Source organism: Castellaniella sp. WN (assembly GCF_054457555.1).
Genome location: NZ_JBTKZC010000002.1, coordinates 464,044 through 483,284, shown reverse-complemented (window position 1 = coordinate 483,284; position 19,241 = coordinate 464,044). Strand labels below are relative to the sequence as shown.

The following is a 19,241-nucleotide window of genomic DNA, read 5'->3' as shown; positions in this document are numbered from 1 at the left end:
ATTTAACTGGAACTAAGGACTTCGTCATTCAGGGGCAAGCTCAAAACGCCGTTCGGTGTCCGAGTCGAACTTCTGCAGGGGGTACAGGCAACGGGTGAACCCACCGAACAGCATCTGTTTGATGCGGCTGGTTTCCGTAACGGTTTCCCTCAGGTTATGTGCAGCCTGCGCCTCCGTAGCGGTGTAGTTGCATGGCTTCAGCTCGGTGAAGCCTCTGCTGACCTGAACCTCGTAGCCCGCGGCTTTTTCCCAGAAATGTTCCATCATCTGGGCGCGAATCAGGCGGGCGAGCTCCTTGCCGTAGGTATCGAAAATCTCGTGCAGTTCACTGTCCGAATAGTTCTGCTGCTGGTAATGCTCGACGGCTTGTCCGGCGAGGTCGTAGAGCAAGTTGGCCTGAGTGAAGTAGTCGATGTCGTCGAAGTCGATCAGCTTCTTGACGATGTAATCTTCAAAGCGGTTTTCCCGCAGGCCACTTTCACGGCTCAGGGTGAATTGTTCGCTGGTACGCAATGTCTGGCCGACGATTTCGCGCTGCCCTGGCTGGAAGTTGGGCAAGGCCCCCAGGCGGAACGGATGAAAGCCTGTGGTGACTTCGCCGGTAGGCACAACGGCGATACGCGGAATGTCGATGATCTGCTGAACCAGAATTTCAGTGGTCTTGGCCACGACAGCGGACAGATCCAGCGCTGGCGCTTGGTCGTCGGCTCCTTGCAGCAATTGCCTCTGTTGGGGTTTCAGACGCTTTTCCACTTCTGCCAGAATCTCTTGCTGGATTTCCGGCTTCAGCAATGCCGCGCTGGTCGGCGCCAAGTCGCGCTTCACCTCATAAGTGGCGAGGACTTCCCGAACGACATGGGCAGCCTTGAATTCTGCTTCGGTCGAAAAGACCGGCTGAATCTGTGCCTTGGCTTGTTCGCCACCAACCCCAGTACCGGCATCCACCGTTGCCAACGCAGGCGGGACATGTGGCGCATGTTCATCCTGCAGTCCCAGGCGGGTCAGCAGATTGGGCAGCACTTGAACGCTGACCTTTTTGTCCTCGCTACTGGGCGCTTCCAGGATCACCTGCTTGAGGCGGATCGGCGAATCGCCACGGTTGGCCTCGTCGATGATCTCCTGAAACTTGTCGTGCGCCACGATGTTGAGGCGATCCACCGCAGCCACACCCGTACGCTTGCCATAAGGCAGGCGCAGGCCACGCCCGATGGATTGCTCAATCAGCGTGCGTGCATTGGCGGCACGCAGCGGCACGATGGTGTAGAGGTTGGTGACGTCCCAGCCTTCCTTGAGCATGTTGACGTGGATGACGATCTCCGTGGGTTCCTCCGGGTTCTCCACATTCAGTAACGCCTCGATCATCTTCTCTTCCTCGGCACCAGTGCGGCTGGAGTCCACCTGGATGACCTTGCCAAGATAACGCCCACCGAACAACTGCTCTTCAATCAGCGCCTTCAACTGCCCGGCGTGCGTCGTATCGCGTGCGATCACCAGGATGAAGGGTTTGACAATCTTGACGCCGTTCTCGCGAGCATAAGTCAATAGCTCGACTTTGGTGGCTTCGTGCAGGCGAACGCCATCTTCCAGCTTGATCCTCTCGATTTCTTCCGCCGTATGATTACTGGCCTTGAAGTTGCGCTGGGTGGCGGCGGCCGGCTCTTTGACGAAGCCATCTTCCATGGCGCGTGCCAAGGGATAGTCCATCACCACGTTTTTGAACGGTATGGGGGCCTTGGCGGATTCCACAAAGGGCGTGGCCGTCACCTCCAACCCGAACAGCGGATTCAGTTCGTTGATTGCCCGCATACCGGCCTGGGCACGATAGCGATGCGATTCGTCCATCAACAACACCAGGTCCGGCAGATTGGCCAGATGGTTGAAGTAGCTTTCGCCCAGCACCTCGCGCATGCGCTTGATGCGTGGCTCCTTGCCGCCGCGCACCTCGGAATTGATCTTGGAGATATTGAAGATGTTGATCCGCACCTCGCCGAACAACTCGCCACCCGCGAGGTTCTGCTGGTCGTAGTTGTCGCCGGTGATGACCCTGGGCGCGTTGATGGCGAACTCCCCGATGCCCTTGAACACGTACTTGGGGGTGTTCGGCGTGAAATCGGCAATCAGCTTGTTGTAGATGGTGAGGTTCGGGGCCAGCACGAAGAAATTGTTGATGCCATGTGCCAGATGCAGGTAGACGACAAAAGCCCCCATCAAGCGCGTCTTGCCGACTCCGGTGGCCAAGGCGAAGCACAGCGAGGGAAAGTCCCGCTCGAAGTCTTCCAGCGTCGGAAACTCGGCTTTCAGGGTCGTCAAAATTGAGGCAACGTCTCTGTCCTTGCCCAGCATTTCAGGTGCGGCTTCCAGAGCGCGTACCAACCGCGCCAGGGATTCGGCTTGTGGAGGCCGCAGCGACAAGCGGCCAGTGACGTGGTTCTGAGCACGCGAACTCATGCTTTCCCCTCATTCTTGCTCTGGTCGCTGCCCTGGCTGGGGTGATCAACCTCAAGCTGCTTCAACATCCGGTCGAAATCGCTCTCGAACAACCTGTCCTGCACGATGCGGTATTTCTCGAATTCGCTCTCGGCATGTAATTTCGCCTGTTCATGCGAAATCTTTCCCGGTCCGGTCAATATCTCGTTGCCATTGAATTCCAGGAAACCATCCAGTCGTCTGGCCCAGTCCTGCATGGACATGGGGATTTTTCGAATCGCTTGTAGCTCCGCAAAGTCCAGATAAACCGACACGATCCGTTCCAGATAATCCAGCTCCTGCGTATTCAGGTAGTTCTTGGCCACCGAAACATCCGACTTGACGATCTTTCCATGAGGTGCGGTTTCCCAGTGTGTCAGCCCCATATTTGTCTTGTCTGCGTTGGCACGTGCAACGATCAGTTCTGCGGCAGTGTGACGATGCACTGCCCAGTGCAACTTGTTCTGTACCAGCGCGAAAAATGCCCGTGTGGTCTGTGCGTCTCTATCGTAATCGAAGGCAGTCGCGTACAGATCCGTGATCTTCTGGTAGAACTTGCGTTCCGACAGGCGAATTTCACGGATGTATTCCAACTGACGATCGAAATACTCATCCGTGAACATGTGGCCCTTCTTCAGGCGATCCACGTCCATGGCCCAACCCTGGATAGTGTAGCCCTTGACGATTTGCCCTGCCCACTTGCGGAACTGCACCGCACGCTCGTTGTTAATCTTGAAGCCAACGGCGATGATGGCCTGGAGGTTGTAATGCTTGGCGCGGTAATTCTTTCCATCGGAGGCAGTTATTAAGTAATCCTTAATAACTGCCTCCGGCATTAACTCACCGTCATCGAACACGCGCTTCAGATGCTGATTGATGGCAGGTACAGTGACGTCGTAAAGCGCTGCCATCATCTTCTGCGTCAGCCAGATGTTTTCATCTTCATAGCGCATTTCCACGGACTGCGGTTGGTCACCCGTAGCCGCAATAAAGGTCAAATATTCAGCCGCGGAAGAGCGAACGAGGGACGTTGCCTGTTTCTTCTTCGTCATCAGGCGTCCTCCCCGTCGCCAAACAGGTCCGTCGTCCGACTATCGCTGGATTTTCTGACAGCCTTGGTCGTCTTCGCAGCAGGTGCTGGTGGTGGCGGCTCGGCCAACGGCAAGTTCGCCACATTCAGGCTGTAGTCGTCATGGCCCCACTCGCAACGGGCCAGAACCATCTTCGGAATCTTCTTCAGCGTCAGGTTCGGCCAGCGCGCAGTGGCCGCTGCCGCGCTGATGCCGTGGAAGGCCGAGCAGCACACCAGCAGGCTTTGCTCCGTGCCCACTTCATCCGACAAGGCCTGCAACTGGGCGGCAGACAGGTTCTGCGTCGTGACGTAGAGAAAGTCCCGTTCACTGGAATGCCCCTGCTGCCACCAGCGGGTTTCTGACGGTGCATAGGTAAAACCTTCCAGCTTGCACAGCGCCTCGGCCAATTGCGCGGCGTTGTACTCCGGGTTGATAACTGGATTGCCCCAGCGATCCTCCACGATCAGGCTGGGAGCGAGACGGTAGTAACGGAAGCCGCCGCCGCCTTGCCAGTCCACCGCCTTGGTGATGCCGCCTGGGTCTTCGCCGTCGATGACCTTCTTCAGGCGCGGAATGATGTGGGTGTGGCAATGCTCGCCCAGTTCGACCATGATCCAGCGGCGACCCATTTTGTGGGCGACCGCGCCGGTGGTGCCGGAACCGGCGAAGGAGTCTAGGACGAAATCATTAGGCTTAGTCGCAAGTTCGATTATCTTCGCAATTAAACGCTCTGGCTTTGGGGTTGCAAAAACGTCTGCATCGTCAATGAGCGCTTTTGCTTCTCTCTTAGCCTCATCGTTGTGCCCAAAATTCTGGTAGTCCCACCAAGTGGTAGCAGGAATCGTATCGGACACGTCTGCGAGGAATCTTTTGAGCCGAGGAACATTGTTGCCGTGTTCACCGAACCAAATTCTATTCTCAGAAATTAGCTCATCTATCTTTTCTTTTGTAAATCTCCAGCTAGTTCCCTTCGGTGGCCAGTGCTCCTTCCCTGTCGGAGAAATGATTGGAAAAATGGCGTAGTCTCGAGCCTCATTGCGTTGCAACGGACCAGAAGTCCAGTTCCCTCGCGGGTCGCTATCAGGATTTTTATAACGAGCATCTTGCGTTTCTGTGCGCGAAAACCTCCCGAGATTAAATCCAGATCTATTTTTTGAGTAGACCAGGATGTAGTCATGGGATTCTGAAAAAAATTCAGAATCACTTTTTACAGCATATTTTTTTTGCCAAGCTAACGACGCAATGAAATTTGTACGACCAAAAACCTCGTCGCAAATCACCTTGAGGTAATGGCATTCATTGTCATCAATCGTGATCCACAACGAACCGTCGTCCGACAATAGCCGCCTGATGATCTCCAGCCGATCTCGCATCAATCCCAGCCAGATCGAATGCTCCAGCCCATCGTCGTAGTGCGTGAAGGCACTCCCTGTGTTGTAAGGTGGATCGATAAGCACACACTTCACCTTTCCCGAAAACTCCTGCTCCAGCGACTTCAACGCCAGCAGGTTGTCCCCGAAAATCAGCCTATTATCAAAGACGTCGCTATCCGAAACGCGCTGCTTGGCGTAATAAGACTTCTCTGGGTATTCAAGCAGAATGCGCGGCTCCAGCTTGGGACGTTTCTCCTTCCCAATCCAGGTAAGTTCTAGTTTTTGCTTATTGGCCATATTTCTTCCGACTAAACTGAGGCGTCCAGATCTTCGAGGATGCGTTTGTAGCGTTGGCGAAACGCATCACGCCCACCTTCCATGATGTTGCAGATGCGCTCTCGCACAGCGCGTTCCTGCAATCCGCCAGCGTCGTTTTGTTGAATCTGTCCTGCGGTAAATACCATTGGCAAAACCAGCTCGGCATCGCCATTCACCACAATGTTCGGATTGTGGGTCACAATGATAATTTGGCGACGTGATTTGTTGCTGCGAATTTGATTAACCACCAACTCTGAAACCAATGCATTATCGAGATCGTCTTCCGGCTGGTCCAACAATAAGGGCTCATCGCCGTGTGACAGCAGAAATGATAGAACAGAGGATGTTTTTTGGCCTGCGGAAGCTCGCTCCAACGACTGGAAGTTTTCGTTCTGATTGCGCCTGAACTCAACTTTCACTAAGTCTTGCGGGAACCACTCCAGCAAGGTATCGCAGTCATCAGAGCTCAGTCTACTAATGGCCGTCACAAGTCGGCCATGCAGGGCATGACCAAGAATTTCTCGGTTGCGTTCCAGAATCCCAGCCTTCAGGCTGGTGACACGTTTGTGTGTAGGGTCATGCAAGCCGCCCACCACCAACTTTCCTAACAATCCCGCTTTTTGTCCCGACGCCTCATCTATCGAGAGGACATCCTCGACAAAGGTTCCATCCTGCAATCGCAAGATGGAACGAAACTCGTCGTTAGACTGATCGACATCCGCCTGTTCATCAATTGTGATGCGCAAGTTCGGATTGGATACCAGAACATCATTAACGAACTTTCGTCTTAATCTCGTCAGCTTGCGGCGATGCAGCTTTAACCGTGCGTAAGCCGCAAGAAGCTGCTTCTGCAATGTCAGCAACTGGGCCTGCTGAGCGGCGATCTGAGCTAAGGCTGCTTCCAGCTCTTGCTTACGCCTCAAGGCTGTTTCAGCTTCTTGCGCCGTGCCGATGCCCTGATCTCTCAGTCGGGCAACTTCATCACGGTATACCGCAATTGCCCTTTCGGTTTCCTGCAAATAGTCCACGACCGGCTGGCTTTTCTGGAACCCTGCAACCAGTTGCTGCATTTCAGCAATGATCTGGCGCACTACCTGATATTTTGCATCCAGTTCATTAGCTACTGTGGCAGCTCCTTGCTGGATATCCGACGGGTCGGGGACTTGCAAAGCAATGTTGCCCAATCGATTCTGGGTGTAGGGATTATCCTGTTCCAGGACTTCGTCCAGTTTACGGATGGGAGCAAAGAGGGTCTCGACAAAATCGTTGACCTCCTTCTGCGCCTGCTGATTATCCCGATACACCTTGACCTGTCCAGCAACATTAGATTGTTGATAGGCCAGCGTCTTGCGCGAAACCTCACGAAGTTCCGTTTCCAGTTCCGCCTTCTTTTCGATGCTCTGCAACAGTACTCGCTCCTTGCCACGCAACTCTCGCAAGAAACGACACTGCTCTTCGTGTCTTTCCTTCCATGCCTGAAATCCAACCTCCGGAGCACGGTCGATATAAGTCAGTAAGGCGCTAGGACGTTCCGCCAACTCGAAAATCTGTTTCTGGCTGAATACCTTGACCGGAAAAGACTTTGCAGCCTGCTCGATACTTAACCCAGTGTCTTGCCAAGCACCAGCATCCAATCGCTGCGCTTGGAATCCGGCAGGCTTCCATGTAAACAAATAGGTTTCATTGATATTCGTCGACGGATCGTATTTTTCGACGGTAGCGACAAGTATTGTGTCTTGCCTAACCATGCCTGAGTTTCCCCTCGCGCCGCCTGGAGTGCGGAAACGCTGGAATGCACGGACAACATCACTTTCTTGCGCAGTGCCAAGCTCCTGAATATCTACTTCGCGTGCAATCGCTAGCCGGAGTGCCTCCAGCAAGGTGGACTTGCCACTGCCGCGCCCACCAATAATGGCGTTGAACCACGGACTGAACACAATCTCCAGTGGCTGCCGCCGCAGATGAAGCTGCTCAATCCGCAGCGAAGTAATCCTATGCAAAGGTGCTGCTGGTTTTTCTTGAGCGCGCAACAGCGAGCTTGTCGGGTCAAGCAATGCCAGCTTCAGTCCTTCGATACTGGGCTGTGCCATCTTCAGCCACACACGACGAGTACCTGCCCTATTCGTTCGGTGCGCATCGGAACCGTCAACAATGGCCCGACCTCTCACCTTATCCGCGAAATTCTGGGCAGCACGGGAGCTCTCATCATGAATCTCGATGGCATCAGCCTTTTCCAGAATTTGCTCAATAGAACGGACTGGCCTGGTGGGAGTAAAGCTCTCCGTGCTTGTATCTACAGAACCGTGAAAGATGCCGTTGATCTCTTCGGCGTGAGCCAGAATGACCACACCGCCGGTTTGGTGAATGTAGTCGCAGATAGCAGAAGCACCCGCATTGCAAATCCCGTGTGCGTTGTTGGCATCGTTGTTGTACTGCGCCAAGGTCAATAGACCATGAATTTTTGCAGCCCCTTCTTCCGGCCCATACGCAGCCAAGACATGCAGCCCTTCAGAGGAAGTAAGTTCAGCGCCAGGAAACAGGTGGATTGTGCGGAAGTCCGCATGACGAGGCTGCTCGCCAACCATTGCTTCTAGTTCTTGTTTCAAGGAATCAATCCAGCCACCTGAGTTGTGATCAGTGACGGCAACGCAATCCACACCTGACCGCATGTAAGCCAGTAACCAATTCCGTGCGGTCAACGTCGCACGCTCTCCCGCATCGTAATCGCTAGATGCAGGCGTATGGTTGTGGAAATCGAATGACCACCAGTTAGAGCCAGGAAATTTCCTCATTTCAACTCCCACTCCAAGATAAATAAATTCTTTTCATCAACTCTTTGTTGAAGCTGATTTTCGAACTCGCCAATCAACTTATTACGATGTTCTTCTACCTCATCCTGCCTAGCGAACAGCTCCCTGCGTAGTCTGCTGCGCTTGGTTTCCAGTTCTCGCTGGCGTTTCTGATGTGCCAGCTTTTCTTCCAGCGTGGGTGACGCAGCGGCGGTGCGGCGCACCTCCTTGATCTCGCCGTCGATAGCCTTGATTTCCTGCTCCAGCCCGAGCTTCAGGTCATCGGCCCACGCATCGAGCTTCTGTACCTCTTGCTCGAAGTAGCCCAGGTTGCGCTGATTGATCTCACGCAGTAGTACGCTTTTCCGGCTTTCGACGTTGGCGACGAGTTCGGCACAAGCTTGCAGGTGCGCATCGCCTTCGACCAGCGCTGGCAGGCGCAGCAGTTTTTCTGGATCGTCCTCTGGCAGCGCTTCGCCTGTCTTGGTGCAGGCGGAAACAACCAGGTGCTGCTCCTGATCGTTCAGGGTTTCGACGGACAAAAGGGTTACGCTCAACCAGCCGCTCTGGCCGCGCCATTTCTCAAGGCTGACGAGCCGTTTGCCATAGGCGGTGTAGTCGAACGCCAATCGTGTGGGGGCTTGTAGGTCTCGTGCCTTGGCGCGCTCAATGGCCCATTCCGCCAAGGGATGGCCCATACGGTAAAGATGCGCATCGCCGCTGCGTCTGGGCAGTTCATAGCGCCCCGCCATCACTGCCTGTTCCCGGCTGCCGGTGGCGAGACCTAGCCCATCGGGCAGGCTGTGCAGGACAAAACCATTGGCCTCTCCGGCAGTATCGAAGCGAGCATGATCCCGCAGCTCCGTGCGGCTCAAGTCCATCAGCAGGCGCTCGTACTTGGTCAGCACTGCCTGGCTGTCTTGGCTGCGGATGCGCAGTTTCTCCTGCACTTCCTCGTCGAAATTCTCCAGCAGAAGCTGCCGTGTTCTGAGCATCGCTTCGTCGATCTCGCTGGCAAGTTCGCGCTGGAGGTCTTCGAAGCGGCTGCGGATTTCTTCGGGTTCGCGGCAGTTTTGGTAGATGGCGGCGATCCGCCGCTCGAAATCCACACCGGAGCCAATGGCTCCCAGCACTTCGTCACTGGCACCGAACACGCCTTCGAACAGCTTGAACTTCTGCGACAGCAACTGATAGACACGCGCATCCGCCTCGTTGCTGCGGTCCACGAAGTTGACCACCACCACATCGTGCTTTTGCCCGTAACGGTGGCAGCGACCGATGCGCTGCTCGATCCGTTGGGGGTTCCACGGCAGGTCGTAATTGATAACCAGAGAGCAGAACTGGAGGTTGATGCCTTCCGCGCCTGCCTCCGTCGCGATCATAATGGTGCCGCGCTCTTTGAAGTGCTCAACCAGCGCGGCACGAGTGTCAGCGGTTTTAGAGCCGGTAATGCGGTCGCTGCCTTCATGACGTTGCAGCCAGTCTTTGTAAATGGCCTGCGCTCTGGCATCGCTGTTGGTGCCGTTGAACAGCACAATGCCGTCGCCGTAGGTTGTTTCAGCCAATAGGGAGAGCAGGTAATTCTGGGTGCGCTTGGACTCGGTGAAAATGATGGCTTTCTTGCCCGCATCTAAACGCTCCAGCTCAGCGAAAGCCTTGTCCAATGCAGTCAACAGCGCCTGCCCTTTGGCATTCTGTCGAATGCCTGTAGCCAATTCCTTGAAGCGCCGGAGTTCGGCCGCTTCGTCGGCAATGGCTACCCGCTCGTTGGCACTGGCATCGGCATCATTGGCGTCTGTGCCATTCCATTCTTCGGCGGTTTCATCCAGTCCTTCGTAGTCGTCATCCAGCGACTCTTTCAGGTCAGGAACATCAGGCAACTCATCCAGTTGTCCTTGAAGGCGGTTGGCCATGGTCTCCAGCGCCCCGGCAATGGCGTGGCTGGACGAGGCCAGTAGCTTCCATAGCACCAACGAGATCAGTTGACGCTGGCCTTCAGGTAGTGCCTTGAGATTCGGGCGACGCAGGTAATCGGCGACCAAAGTAGAAAGTTGCTGCTCTTCCTGGCTTGGGGTGAATTCTTCGACGATGGCAATACGTGCGGTATACGGCACGTACTGCTGAACTTGCCGGCGCAGCGTGCGTTTGCAAAGTGGTGCCAAACGCTCTCGCAGTGCCCTGTTGGACTGTTCGGTTCTGACGCCAGAGAATTGGGTTCGAAAGCTGTCGATATCGCCAAACACACGTTCGTCGATCATGCTCACCAAGCCGTAAAGCTCCAGCAGGGTGTTTTGCAGCGGTGTTGCCGTCAGCAGGACTTTGGCATCGACGTGCTCCAGCGCGTCGCGGATCGTCCGGGCAATGACGTTGCCGTTCTTGTAGACATTGCGCAGACGGTGGGCTTCATCCATGACCACCAGATCCCAATGAATGCGCTTGAGGTCATTGGCCTTGGCTTTGGCGAACTGGTAGGAGCAAATGACCGGCCCGCCTGTATGCTGGAAGGGTTGCGTGACACCTTCCTTGCGCATGGCGTTGTAGTTCTTCGCTTCGAGGATCAGCCCCTGAAGGTTGAACTTGTCCTGCAGTTCCTGGTGCCATTGCTTGCGCAGGTTGGCCGGCACGATGATCAACATCTTGCGACGTTGCTCCGCCCAATGTTGAGAAATGACCAGCCCGGCTTCGATGGTTTTTCCCAGCCCCACCTCGTCCGCAAGGATCACGCCACGCGATAGCGGGTTGCGACAGGCAAAGAGTGCGGCTTCGACCTGGTGCGGATTCAAATCCACCTGGGCGTCCACCAGTGCGTTGGCCAGAGATTCCACGCTGTCACTGGCTGCCTGTCGGGTCAGTTGCCAGGCGAAGTACTGACTTTGATGAGGGGTCAGGAAATGTTCCAAGTGAATGTCTCTCCAGACATCAGGCAGGCCAGTACAGCCGCTTCAGCGGCACGATTCGTTTGGTTTCGGCGTCGGTGGCGTCGTAGTGTTCGATCAGGGCACGCACCACATGATCCAGCGTCCACATTGCCAGCGGAATGGATGCCCGGTCCGCTTCGTACTGCGCATCCTTGGAAAAGCCCCCGGTGCTGACATGATATTGCCCCCGTTTTTCGTAGTCCTTAGTTCGGGGTTCAGGCAGCGATTTTATAGTGATTCGCGTGCCAGATTTTTTCGTATTCCATTGGACTGGTGTAGCCCAGTGCCGAATGCAGTCGCCGGTGGTTGTAGAACGTAATCCAGTCCATCACGGCAACTCTGGCTGCGCGGTGGGAAGCAAACTTTCGGCCATCAAAGCAAGCGGCCTTCAAACGCGCCCAGAGGCTCTCTGTTGGCGCATTATCCCAACAGTCTCCCTTCCTGCTCATCGACGGATGGATCTTCCAGGTGCGCAGCGCCTGCTGGAAGTCATGGCTGCAATACTGGGCGCCCCTGTCGCTGTGGAAGATCAGTCCCGGTGCCGGTCGGCGGCGCAAATAGGCCATCTCCAGGGCATCCTTGACCAAGCTGGTCTGCATGTGCGGCTTCAGGCTCCAGCCAACGATCTTACGGCTGAACAGGTCGATCACGGCCGCCAAGTACAACCACCCTTGGTCCGTACGCAAATACGTGATGTCGCCGCACCAGATCCGGTCCGGTTGCGGCGGATTGAATTGCCGCTTCACCAGATTTGGGGCTACTGGCAAGGCATGCCTGCTGTCGGTCGTCACAACATATTTGCGTTTGACGCGAGCGCGTATTCCGTGGGCTTTCATCAGCAACCGAACCCGCTCCTTTCCTACCTTCAGCCCACGTCGCCGAAGCTCCCGATAGATCCTCGGCCAGCCGTACTCTGCCTTCACCTCACGGTGGATGACGCAAATGTGAGCCAGTACCCGTTCATCGGGCAAGCGAGTACCTGCCGAGACACGTCCAGAACGCTGCCAGCCGTAGTAGCCGCTTTCGCTGACACACAACACCCTGCACATCGCACGAATCGGCCAGCGACCTTTCATTTTTTGAATCCAGGCGTACTTTGCAGCGTGTCCAGCGCAAAGTACGCCGCGGCTTTTTTTGCAATGTCACGCTCCATCCGAAGCTGGGCATTCTCAGCTTTCAGACGGGCAATCTCCATCTGTTCCACCGAGACTGGCGCTGTCGCTTTCGTGGGCCCTGGGCCTAGATCCCCGAGCTCGTGTTGACGTACCCAGTTGCCTAAACTTGCCTTCGGAATCCCCAGCGAATCGGCCACGGCACGGATTGACGATCCCGCCAGCACCTGACGCACACTCTCTTGCTTGAACTCCTGCGTGTACTTCGCACGCCTTCTCAAATCTGTCATTTCTTACTCCTTGAGTTCCAATTTAACTGGAACTAAGGACTTCGTCATTCAGGGGCAAGCTCATTTTCATGGGGCTCTCCGATTTCAGAGTAATTCGCGCAACAGATTGCGGGCGATGACCAATTGCTGGATCTGCGTGGTCCCCTCGTAGATGCGGAACAGCCGCACATCGCGGTAGAAGCGCTCGATGCCATACTCGCTCATGTAGCCGGCGCCACCGAAGATCTGCACCGCGCGATCCGCCACTCTGCCGCACATTTCGGATGCGAACATCTTGGCGCAGGACGCTTCCGTACTGACGGGCAGGCCATCATCGCGACGCCGCGCGGCATCCAGCACCATGCAGCGCGCCGCATAGATCTCCGCCTTGCTATCGGCCAGCATGGCCTGGACCAGCTGGAATTCCCCGATCGCCTTGCCGAACTGATGGCGCTGGGCGGCATATTGCAGCGCCTCGGCGAGCATGCGTTCCGCCACGCCGACGCAGATGGCGGCAATATGGATCCGGCCCTTGTCGAGCACCTTCATGGCGGTCTTGAAGCCGCGTCCCTCTACGCCGCCGATGAGGTTCGCGGCAGGAACCTTGCAGTCCTCGAAGATCACGTCGCAGGTATGGGCACCTTTTTGTCCCATCTTCCGGTCCCGCTTCCCGAGCGTGATGCCCGGGCTGTCCGCTTCGACGATGAAGGCCGAAATACCGCGCGCCGACCTGTCATCTGGATTTGTCCTCGCCATGAGGGTGAACAGCCCGGCCTGGGGAGCGTTCGTGATGAAACGCTTCGTGCCGTTGACGACGTAATGGTCGCCCTCGCGCCGGGCCGTGGTTTTCAGGGACGCGGCATCCGATCCCGAGCCGGGCTCCGTCAGCGCGAACGAGGCGATGAGCTCGCCCGTCGCCATGCGGGGCAGGTACTTCTGCTTCTGCTCGTCGGTGCCGTCGAAGACGATGCCTTGTGAACCGATGCCGACCGTGGTGCCCACCACCGAACGAAATGCGGGAGAGGTCTGGCCCAGTTCGAGCATGACCAGGACTTCTTCTTCCATGGTCAGCTGCAGACCGCCGTATTCCTCGGGCACCGTCAGCCCGAATAGGCCGATCGTCTTCATCTCCTCGATGATGGCTGCGGGAATCTCGTCTGTTTCCGCGACGGTCTCCTCGTTGGGAATCAGCCGTTCCCGGACGAAGCGGGACACATTGCTCAGCAAGATATTCAGTGTTTCCTGGTCTCTGATCATGATGGTTCGAGTGAAAATACGAAAGAGGGGCGGCGCCCGGGCTTCCGGGCGTCATACGGATGTGCGGCGGATTCAGTCCTTGGGCCGCCGGCCGGGGCGCAAGCCGGCGACGCCATGGCTCAGGACGATCACGTCCCGCTCTTTGACACGCACGTGAAATTGGGCGAGATCCGGCCGGCTGTTCCAGAATTGGATCTGCAGGGTTTCTCCAGGCAGCACCGGTGCGGAGAACCGGCCGTGCAGGTAGGCCAGGCGCTCTTCGTCGCCGCCGCATAGCGTGCGGACCAGGGCCTGGCTGGCGTAGGCATAAGTGCACAAGCCGTGAAGGATCGGGCGGGAAAATCCTGCGGATTTCGCCACGGCCGGGTCCGCATGGAGTGGATTGCGATCGCCATTGAGGCGGTACAGGAGCGCCCCTTGGGGCGGCGTGGTCAGCTCGCGGCACGCGTCTGGCGGCGTGTCCGGCACCTTGGGCAGCGGTTCCAGAGGCGGATCGCTGCGGCCGAAGCCGCCATCCGCCCGGCAGAACGTGACTTGCTGCAGCGTGGCCAGCAGTGTCCCGGCGGCGGCATCGTGGATCGTGCGTTCGGTCACCACCAGCGCTCCCTTATCCGCGCCCTTGTCGATCACGTGCGTGATCCGGCTGCGGCCTATCGCCTCGCCCCGGACGGGGAAGCGGGCGTGGTAGTGGATGCGCTGCTCGCCATGCACCACACGGGTCCAGGTGATACCGGTGCGTGGGTCTTTCATCCAGAACCCGGGGTACCCCAGCACCGCCGCCATGGAAGGAAAAACGCGCAGCCCCTCTTCGTAGACGTAGCGCAACTGTTGAGGGTCCAGGGGATCCGCGCCCAGGCCGATGCCGAGGGCGTAGAGGATGACATCGCGTTCGTCGTAACGTTGGCGGATCTCGTTGAAGCGCCAGTTCCGGATCAGGTCGTAATCGAGCGGCATGGCACTAGATGGGGTCCCAGCTGACGACTTCCGGGGAGCGTTCGAGCTTGTAGAAACTGTTCCGCATGGCCGGTATGGCGATGGACGCGACGGTTTCGGGCGTCCATCCCTCGGACATATGCACGGAGCGCACGGGGCGCGGCTGGCTGAAGAGCATGATCTCGTTGGCGCGCACGGAAAATATCTGCGCCGTGACTTCGCGCGCGGCATCGCTGCCGAGATAGACGACCAGCGGCGCGATCTTGCCGGCTTCCATTTTCTGAAGCTTCTGGACGCGCTCTTTCTCTTCCGGCGTGCTGGCGGGAATCGAGCTGGTCATGCTGGTCCAGGCGAAGGGCGCGATGCAATTGGACCGGACGTTGAAGCGCGCCATGTCCAGCGCAATGGATTTCGAGAGTCCGACGATGCCCATCTTGGCTGCGGAATAGTTGGCCTGGCCGAAATTGCCGATCAGCCCCGAGGTGGACGTCATGTGGATGAAGGCACCGGACTCCTGCTGTCGGAAGAAGGCCGCCGCGGCGCTGCTGACGAAAAACGTGCCGTTCAAATGGACGTCAAGCACCTGGGACCATTCGTCTTCGGACATCTTGTGGAACAGGCGGTCCCGAAGATTCCCCGCGTTATTGACGACGATATCGATCCGGCCGAAGCTGTCCACGGCCGCCTGGATGATCTTCCGGGCGGAATCGTGGCTCGAGACGCTGTCGTTGCTGGCGATGGCTTCTCCGCCGGCCGCCTTGATCTCGTCCACCACGGCCCGTGCATTGGCCTCGCTGATGTCGTTGACCACGACGCGGCCGCCCGCGGCCGCCAGGCCCAGCGCAATGCCTCGGCCGATGCCGCCGCCGGCGCCTGTCACCAGTGCCACTTTGTCCTTGACCAAACCGCTCATGGAGACCTCCTCGGGATCCTATTGTTGACATGCGATTCACAATAGAGAAAAAGCGGACCGGCCTCAACTTTGAATTTCGAAAGCAGGCGTTAATCAATGGTGAAGCATGGCCCGGCGGCCTGTCTCAGGATCCGGAGAACCGGGGCTGCCGCTTTTCCGCAAATGCGCGGACACCTTCGCGGTAGTCCGAACTCAGGCCCAGAGACTTCTGCAGCGAGGCTTCCAGGCCCAGCTGCTCGGCCAGCGTATTTTCCATGGCGGCCTGCAGGGCCTGCTTGGTGGCCGCGTAGGCACGCGTGGGACCGTGCGCGAGCCGTGTATGGACGGCTTCCATGGTGGCATCCAGCTCCCCGTCGGGCAGGCAGCGCCAGATCAGGCCCCATTGTTCCGCGGTTTCCGCCGATACGGGCTCCGCGAACAAGGCCGCACCCATTGCGCGCTGTGGACCCACCAGCCGGGGCAGGGCGTGCGTGGCCCCGGCATCCGGCAGCAGGCCGATCCGGGTGAAGGCCTGGATGAAGCGCGCCGAACGCACGGCGTAGACCAGGTCGCACGCCAGCGCCAGGCTCACGCCCGCGCCCGCCGCGACTCCATTGACGAAGCAGATGACGGGGACCGGCAGTGCCTTGATCCGCAGAATCAGCGGTTCATAGTTCTGCTTCAGGCCGACAGACAGATCCCGGGCCTGGCCTTCGGGCAACATCGGGCGCTCGTTCAGGTCCTGTCCGGCGCAGAATCCCCGGCCTGTTCCGGTGATCAGCAGCCCGCGCAGATCCCGCTTCGATTCCAGAAAGTCCAGGGCGGCCCGGAAGTCTTCGTGCATGATCTCCGTCAGGCTGTTCAGATGGTCCGGCCGGGCCAGCACGATGCGTCCCACGCTCTCGCGGCAGGAAAACTTGAGATGTCGATAGTTGTGGCCCATGGCCGAGTCCTCTGTTAGCAAGGTCGAAACGCTCATTTAAGCAAATCAGAATTCCCGTGGATCTCGTTTTGAAGAACACTTGTCTCGGCGAAACGGAAGGCGGCCGTCCATTTGCCGACGAGCCGCGACAGACAGAGGGACTTATGCCTGAGCACATTCAACCACCCGCGAACCCTCGGCCGTCCGAGGTCGGCGCGGATCTGTATTACCGGACGCGGCTCGATCAGGGCGACTTCCGGATCCAGCGTTGCCTCGCCTGCGAACGCAGCATCTTCTACCCCCGGATGATCTGCCCGCACTGCGGGGGTGACCGCTTGCAGTGGTTCCAGCCTTCCGGACGGGGCACGGTCTATTCGACGACGGTGGTGCGCCGCAAGGCCGAGCATGGCGGCGATTACAACGTCGCGCTCGTCGATCTCGAGGAAGGCGTGCGGATGATGAGCCGCGTGGAAGGCATTGCGCCGGATCGGGTGGCGATCGGCATGGCGGTCCAGTCCCGGATCGTCGATGGCGGGAGCGGCAAGCTGGTCGTATTCGACCCCATCGGAGAGCCATCATGATCGATCGACGACTCAGAGGCGCGACCGCGATCGTCGGCGTGGGACAGGCCGGCCTGGGTTTTGCCACCGGCTATACGGAAACGGAAATCCTGGTCCAGGCCGCGCATCGCGCCGTCAGCGATGCCGGGCTGAGCATGCGGGACATCGACGGCATCTGCACCGCCAGCGTGGCGGCGACCATGTGGGCGATGCCGGTGATCGAACATCTCGGGATCCGTCCGACATTCATCGACAGCACCATGCTGGGCGGCTCCAGTTTCGTGGCGCATCTGATGCCCGCCATCCAGGCGCTGGAGTCCGGTCAGTGCAATGCCGTGCTGGTGTGCTATGGCAGTACTCAGCGCACGTCCACACTGAGCCGCGCGGAGGTGGGCCGGGTGCGGAAGTGGCTGGATCCCCAGCCTTACGAAGCACCGTACAACCCGCTCAATCCGCTGAGCTCTTACGCTTTGGCCGCCGCGCGGCACATGCATCAGTACGGTACCACCCGAGAGCAGCTTGCCGAAGTCGCGGTGGCCGCGCGCCGTTGGGCGCAGCTGAATCCCGAGGCCCTGGCGCGCGACCCGCTGACCGTTGAGGACGTACTGTCCGCCCGCATGGTGTCGGATCCTCTGACGGTGCGCGATTGCTGTCTCGTCAATGACGGGGCCGGCGCCTATGTGCTGGTCCGTGCCGACCGCGCCCGTTCCCTGAGACGCAAGCCGGTGTATGTGCTGGGCAACTCCACCGCGGTCTGGAATCGCCAGATTTCCTCGATGGAGGACCTGACGGTCACGGCAGCCCGGCAGTCGGGCCGGATCGCGTTCGAGATGGCTGGCGTACGGCCCGCCGACATCGACGTGGTGGAGGTCTACGACGCCTTCAGCATCAACACGATCCTGTTCCTGGAAGACCTCGGCTTCTGCGCCAAGGGGGAAGGGGGCGAGTTCGTCAGCCAGGGCGGGATCGGCCCGGGAGGGCACCTGCCGGTGAACACCAATGGCGGCGGGCTGTCCTGCGTGCATCCGGGCATGTACGGGATCTTCATCATGATCGAGGCCGTGCGCCAGTTGCGCGGCGCCTGCGGCGAGCGGCAGATTCCGGATGCCGATCTGGCGCTGGTCAATGGCAATGGCGGCACCTTGTCGAGCCAGTCGACCGCCATCCTCGGCACGGAAGCCGCCTTGTAGCCCCATCAAAAATCACTGGAGGACGACAATATGAAACGCCATTTCCTGATCAAGGCGCTCGCCGCTGGAATCATGTGCCTGACGGCCGGTCTCGCTTTCTCGAAGACCACGGTCAAGGCGACCAGCTGGCTGCCGCCCAAGCATCCCGGCACGGTGGGGGGCTATGAACCCTTCATGGACTATGTGAAGAAGAACACCCATGGCGAGATCGACTTCAAGTTCTGGAGCGGCGGCGCATTGATGGGAGCCAATGACACCTTGCCCGGCCTGGAAAACGGCGTGGCGGACATCGGTGTGCTGGCCCTGACCTATTTCCCCGCGCAATTTCCCTACTTCCAGCTGATTTCCGATCTGGCCATGCTGTCGGAAAGTCCACCGGCCGCGGCCGGCGCGGTGTCCGAGCTGATCGTGCTGGATTGCGAGCCCTGCCGCAAGGAGTTCCTGGACAAGGGGCTGGTCTTCACGTCGGGCTATGCCACGACGCCTTATACCTTGATTTCCAAGTTTCCGATCCATGGGCCCGAGGATCTCAAAGGCAAGAAGTTCCGGTCCGCGGGCACGGTGTGGGATCGCTGGGTGAGTTATGTCGGGGGGACGTCGGTCACGGTCTCTTCGGCCGAGATGTTCGAAGCGCTGGATCGCGGCGGGCTGGATGTCGCTGTATTCTCGCCCTCCGGCCTGCAGTCCTTCAGCCTGTGGGACATTGCGAAGTACGACACCCTGCTGCCGCTGGGGAACTACGCGGCGATGTCGCTGTTCACCATGAATCAGGAATTCTGGCGGGACCTGAGCGACGAGCAGCGCCGCGTGATGCTGTACGGATCGGCCATCGGCACGATGGGGACCACCTTTGGCTACATGAACAGCGACAAGGCCGCGGAGGACAAGGCCGCCGAGCATGGCGTCACGCTGGTGCAGCCGAGCGAATCGCTGCTGAAGCAGCGCAGCGAGTTCGTCGAGGCGGATCTGAAGAAGATCGCGGAAATCGCCAAGACCCGCCACCGCATCGACGACGCGGAGAAATGGGTTACGCGCTATCGCGAACTGTTGAAGAAGTGGGAAGGGATCGTGGAGCGGACCGGCGGAGACCAGGCCAAGCTGGTCAAGGCCATGCAGGATGAAATCTATGCGAAGGTCGATCCATCCAGATACGGCATGTGATACCAGGA

The 19,241-nt window shown here is 58.3% G+C and carries 13 protein-coding genes and 1 pseudogene; 3 read left to right on the top strand and 11 right to left on the bottom strand.

Annotated features, from left to right (window positions below):
• Positions 1–24: 24 nt before the first annotated feature.
• The 11 genes and pseudogenes from ACTPOE_RS16145 to ACTPOE_RS16095 all read right to left on the bottom strand — a co-directional run bounded on the left by ACTPOE_RS16145 (position 25) and on the right by ACTPOE_RS16095 (position 16,343).
• On the bottom strand, positions 25–2,448 hold the full coding sequence (locus ACTPOE_RS16145) for a DEAD/DEAH box helicase (protein ID WP_458873245.1): 2,424 nt from the start codon (positions 2,446–2,448) through the stop codon (positions 25–27).
• Positions 2,445–3,518 (bottom strand): virulence RhuM family protein, encoded by a 1,074-nt coding sequence (locus ACTPOE_RS16140; RefSeq protein ID WP_458873244.1) that lies wholly within the window; start codon positions 3,516–3,518, stop codon positions 2,445–2,447. Before ACTPOE_RS16140 ends, ACTPOE_RS16145 begins: the two co-directional genes overlap by 4 nt.
• On the bottom strand, positions 3,518–5,209 hold the full coding sequence (locus tag ACTPOE_RS16135) for a site-specific DNA-methyltransferase (protein ID WP_458873243.1): 1,692 nt from the start codon (positions 5,207–5,209) through the stop codon (positions 3,518–3,520). The genes ACTPOE_RS16140 and ACTPOE_RS16135 overlap by 1 nt, the downstream gene beginning before the upstream one ends.
• A gap of 11 nt (positions 5,210–5,220) precedes the next feature.
• On the bottom strand, positions 5,221–8,022 hold the full coding sequence (locus tag ACTPOE_RS16130; protein ID WP_458873242.1) for a TrlF family AAA-like ATPase: 2,802 nt from the start codon (positions 8,020–8,022) through the stop codon (positions 5,221–5,223).
• Entirely contained in the window at positions 8,019–10,919 is a 2,901-nt protein-coding gene (locus tag ACTPOE_RS16125; RefSeq protein WP_458873241.1) for an SNF2-related protein, read from the bottom strand. Before ACTPOE_RS16125 ends, ACTPOE_RS16130 begins: the two co-directional genes overlap by 4 nt.
• 19 nt (positions 10,920–10,938) lie before the next feature.
• Positions 10,939–11,148, bottom strand: a pseudogene (locus ACTPOE_RS16120) (restriction endonuclease); the annotation flags it as partial.
• A gap of 4 nt (positions 11,149–11,152) precedes the next feature.
• Positions 11,153–12,339, bottom strand: a protein-coding gene (locus ACTPOE_RS16115; protein WP_458869997.1) for an IS3 family transposase whose coding sequence is annotated in 2 segments (ribosomal slippage) — positions 11,153–12,075 and positions 12,075–12,339 — 1,188 coding nt in all. Because the reading frame shifts where the segments join, the coding sequence is not laid out codon by codon here.
• Positions 12,340–12,423: 84 nt separating this feature from the next.
• Positions 12,424–13,575, bottom strand: a complete 1,152-nt coding sequence (locus ACTPOE_RS16110) for an acyl-CoA dehydrogenase family protein (protein WP_458873240.1) — start codon at positions 13,573–13,575, stop codon at positions 12,424–12,426.
• 72 nt (positions 13,576–13,647) lie between these two features.
• The gene (locus ACTPOE_RS16105) at positions 13,648–14,529 is read right to left on the bottom strand and encodes a MaoC/PaaZ C-terminal domain-containing protein (protein ID WP_458873239.1); all 882 of its coding nucleotides are present in this window, start codon (positions 14,527–14,529) and stop codon (positions 13,648–13,650) included.
• A gap of 4 nt (positions 14,530–14,533) precedes the next feature.
• Positions 14,534–15,421: an SDR family NAD(P)-dependent oxidoreductase gene (locus ACTPOE_RS16100; RefSeq protein ID WP_458873238.1), complete on the bottom strand. Its 888-nt coding sequence runs from the start codon at positions 15,419–15,421 to the stop codon at positions 14,534–14,536.
• Between the two features lie 124 nt (positions 15,422–15,545).
• Entirely contained in the window at positions 15,546–16,343 is a 798-nt protein-coding gene (locus ACTPOE_RS16095; protein WP_458873517.1) for an enoyl-CoA hydratase-related protein, read from the bottom strand.
• A 143-nt stretch (positions 16,344–16,486) separates the two neighbouring features.
• On the opposite strand from ACTPOE_RS16095, the gene ACTPOE_RS16090 reads away from it, so the two are divergent.
• The 3 genes from ACTPOE_RS16090 to ACTPOE_RS16080 are packed head-to-tail and all read left to right on the top strand — an operon-like array spanning position 16,487 to position 19,233.
• Positions 16,487–16,903 carry a Zn-ribbon domain-containing OB-fold protein gene (locus ACTPOE_RS16090; protein ID WP_458873516.1) on the top strand — a complete coding sequence of 139 codons (417 nt, stop codon included), beginning with the start codon at positions 16,487–16,489 and terminating at the stop codon, positions 16,901–16,903.
• On the top strand, positions 16,900–18,072 hold the full coding sequence (locus tag ACTPOE_RS16085; protein WP_458873237.1) for a thiolase: 1,173 nt from the start codon (positions 16,900–16,902) through the stop codon (positions 18,070–18,072). Before ACTPOE_RS16090 ends, ACTPOE_RS16085 begins: the two co-directional genes overlap by 4 nt.
• A gap of 30 nt (positions 18,073–18,102) precedes the next feature.
• Positions 18,103–19,233, top strand: coding sequence for a C4-dicarboxylate TRAP transporter substrate-binding protein (locus ACTPOE_RS16080; RefSeq protein WP_458873236.1), 1,131 nt, complete (start codon positions 18,103–18,105; stop codon positions 19,231–19,233).
• Positions 19,234–19,241 lie beyond the last annotated feature (8 nt).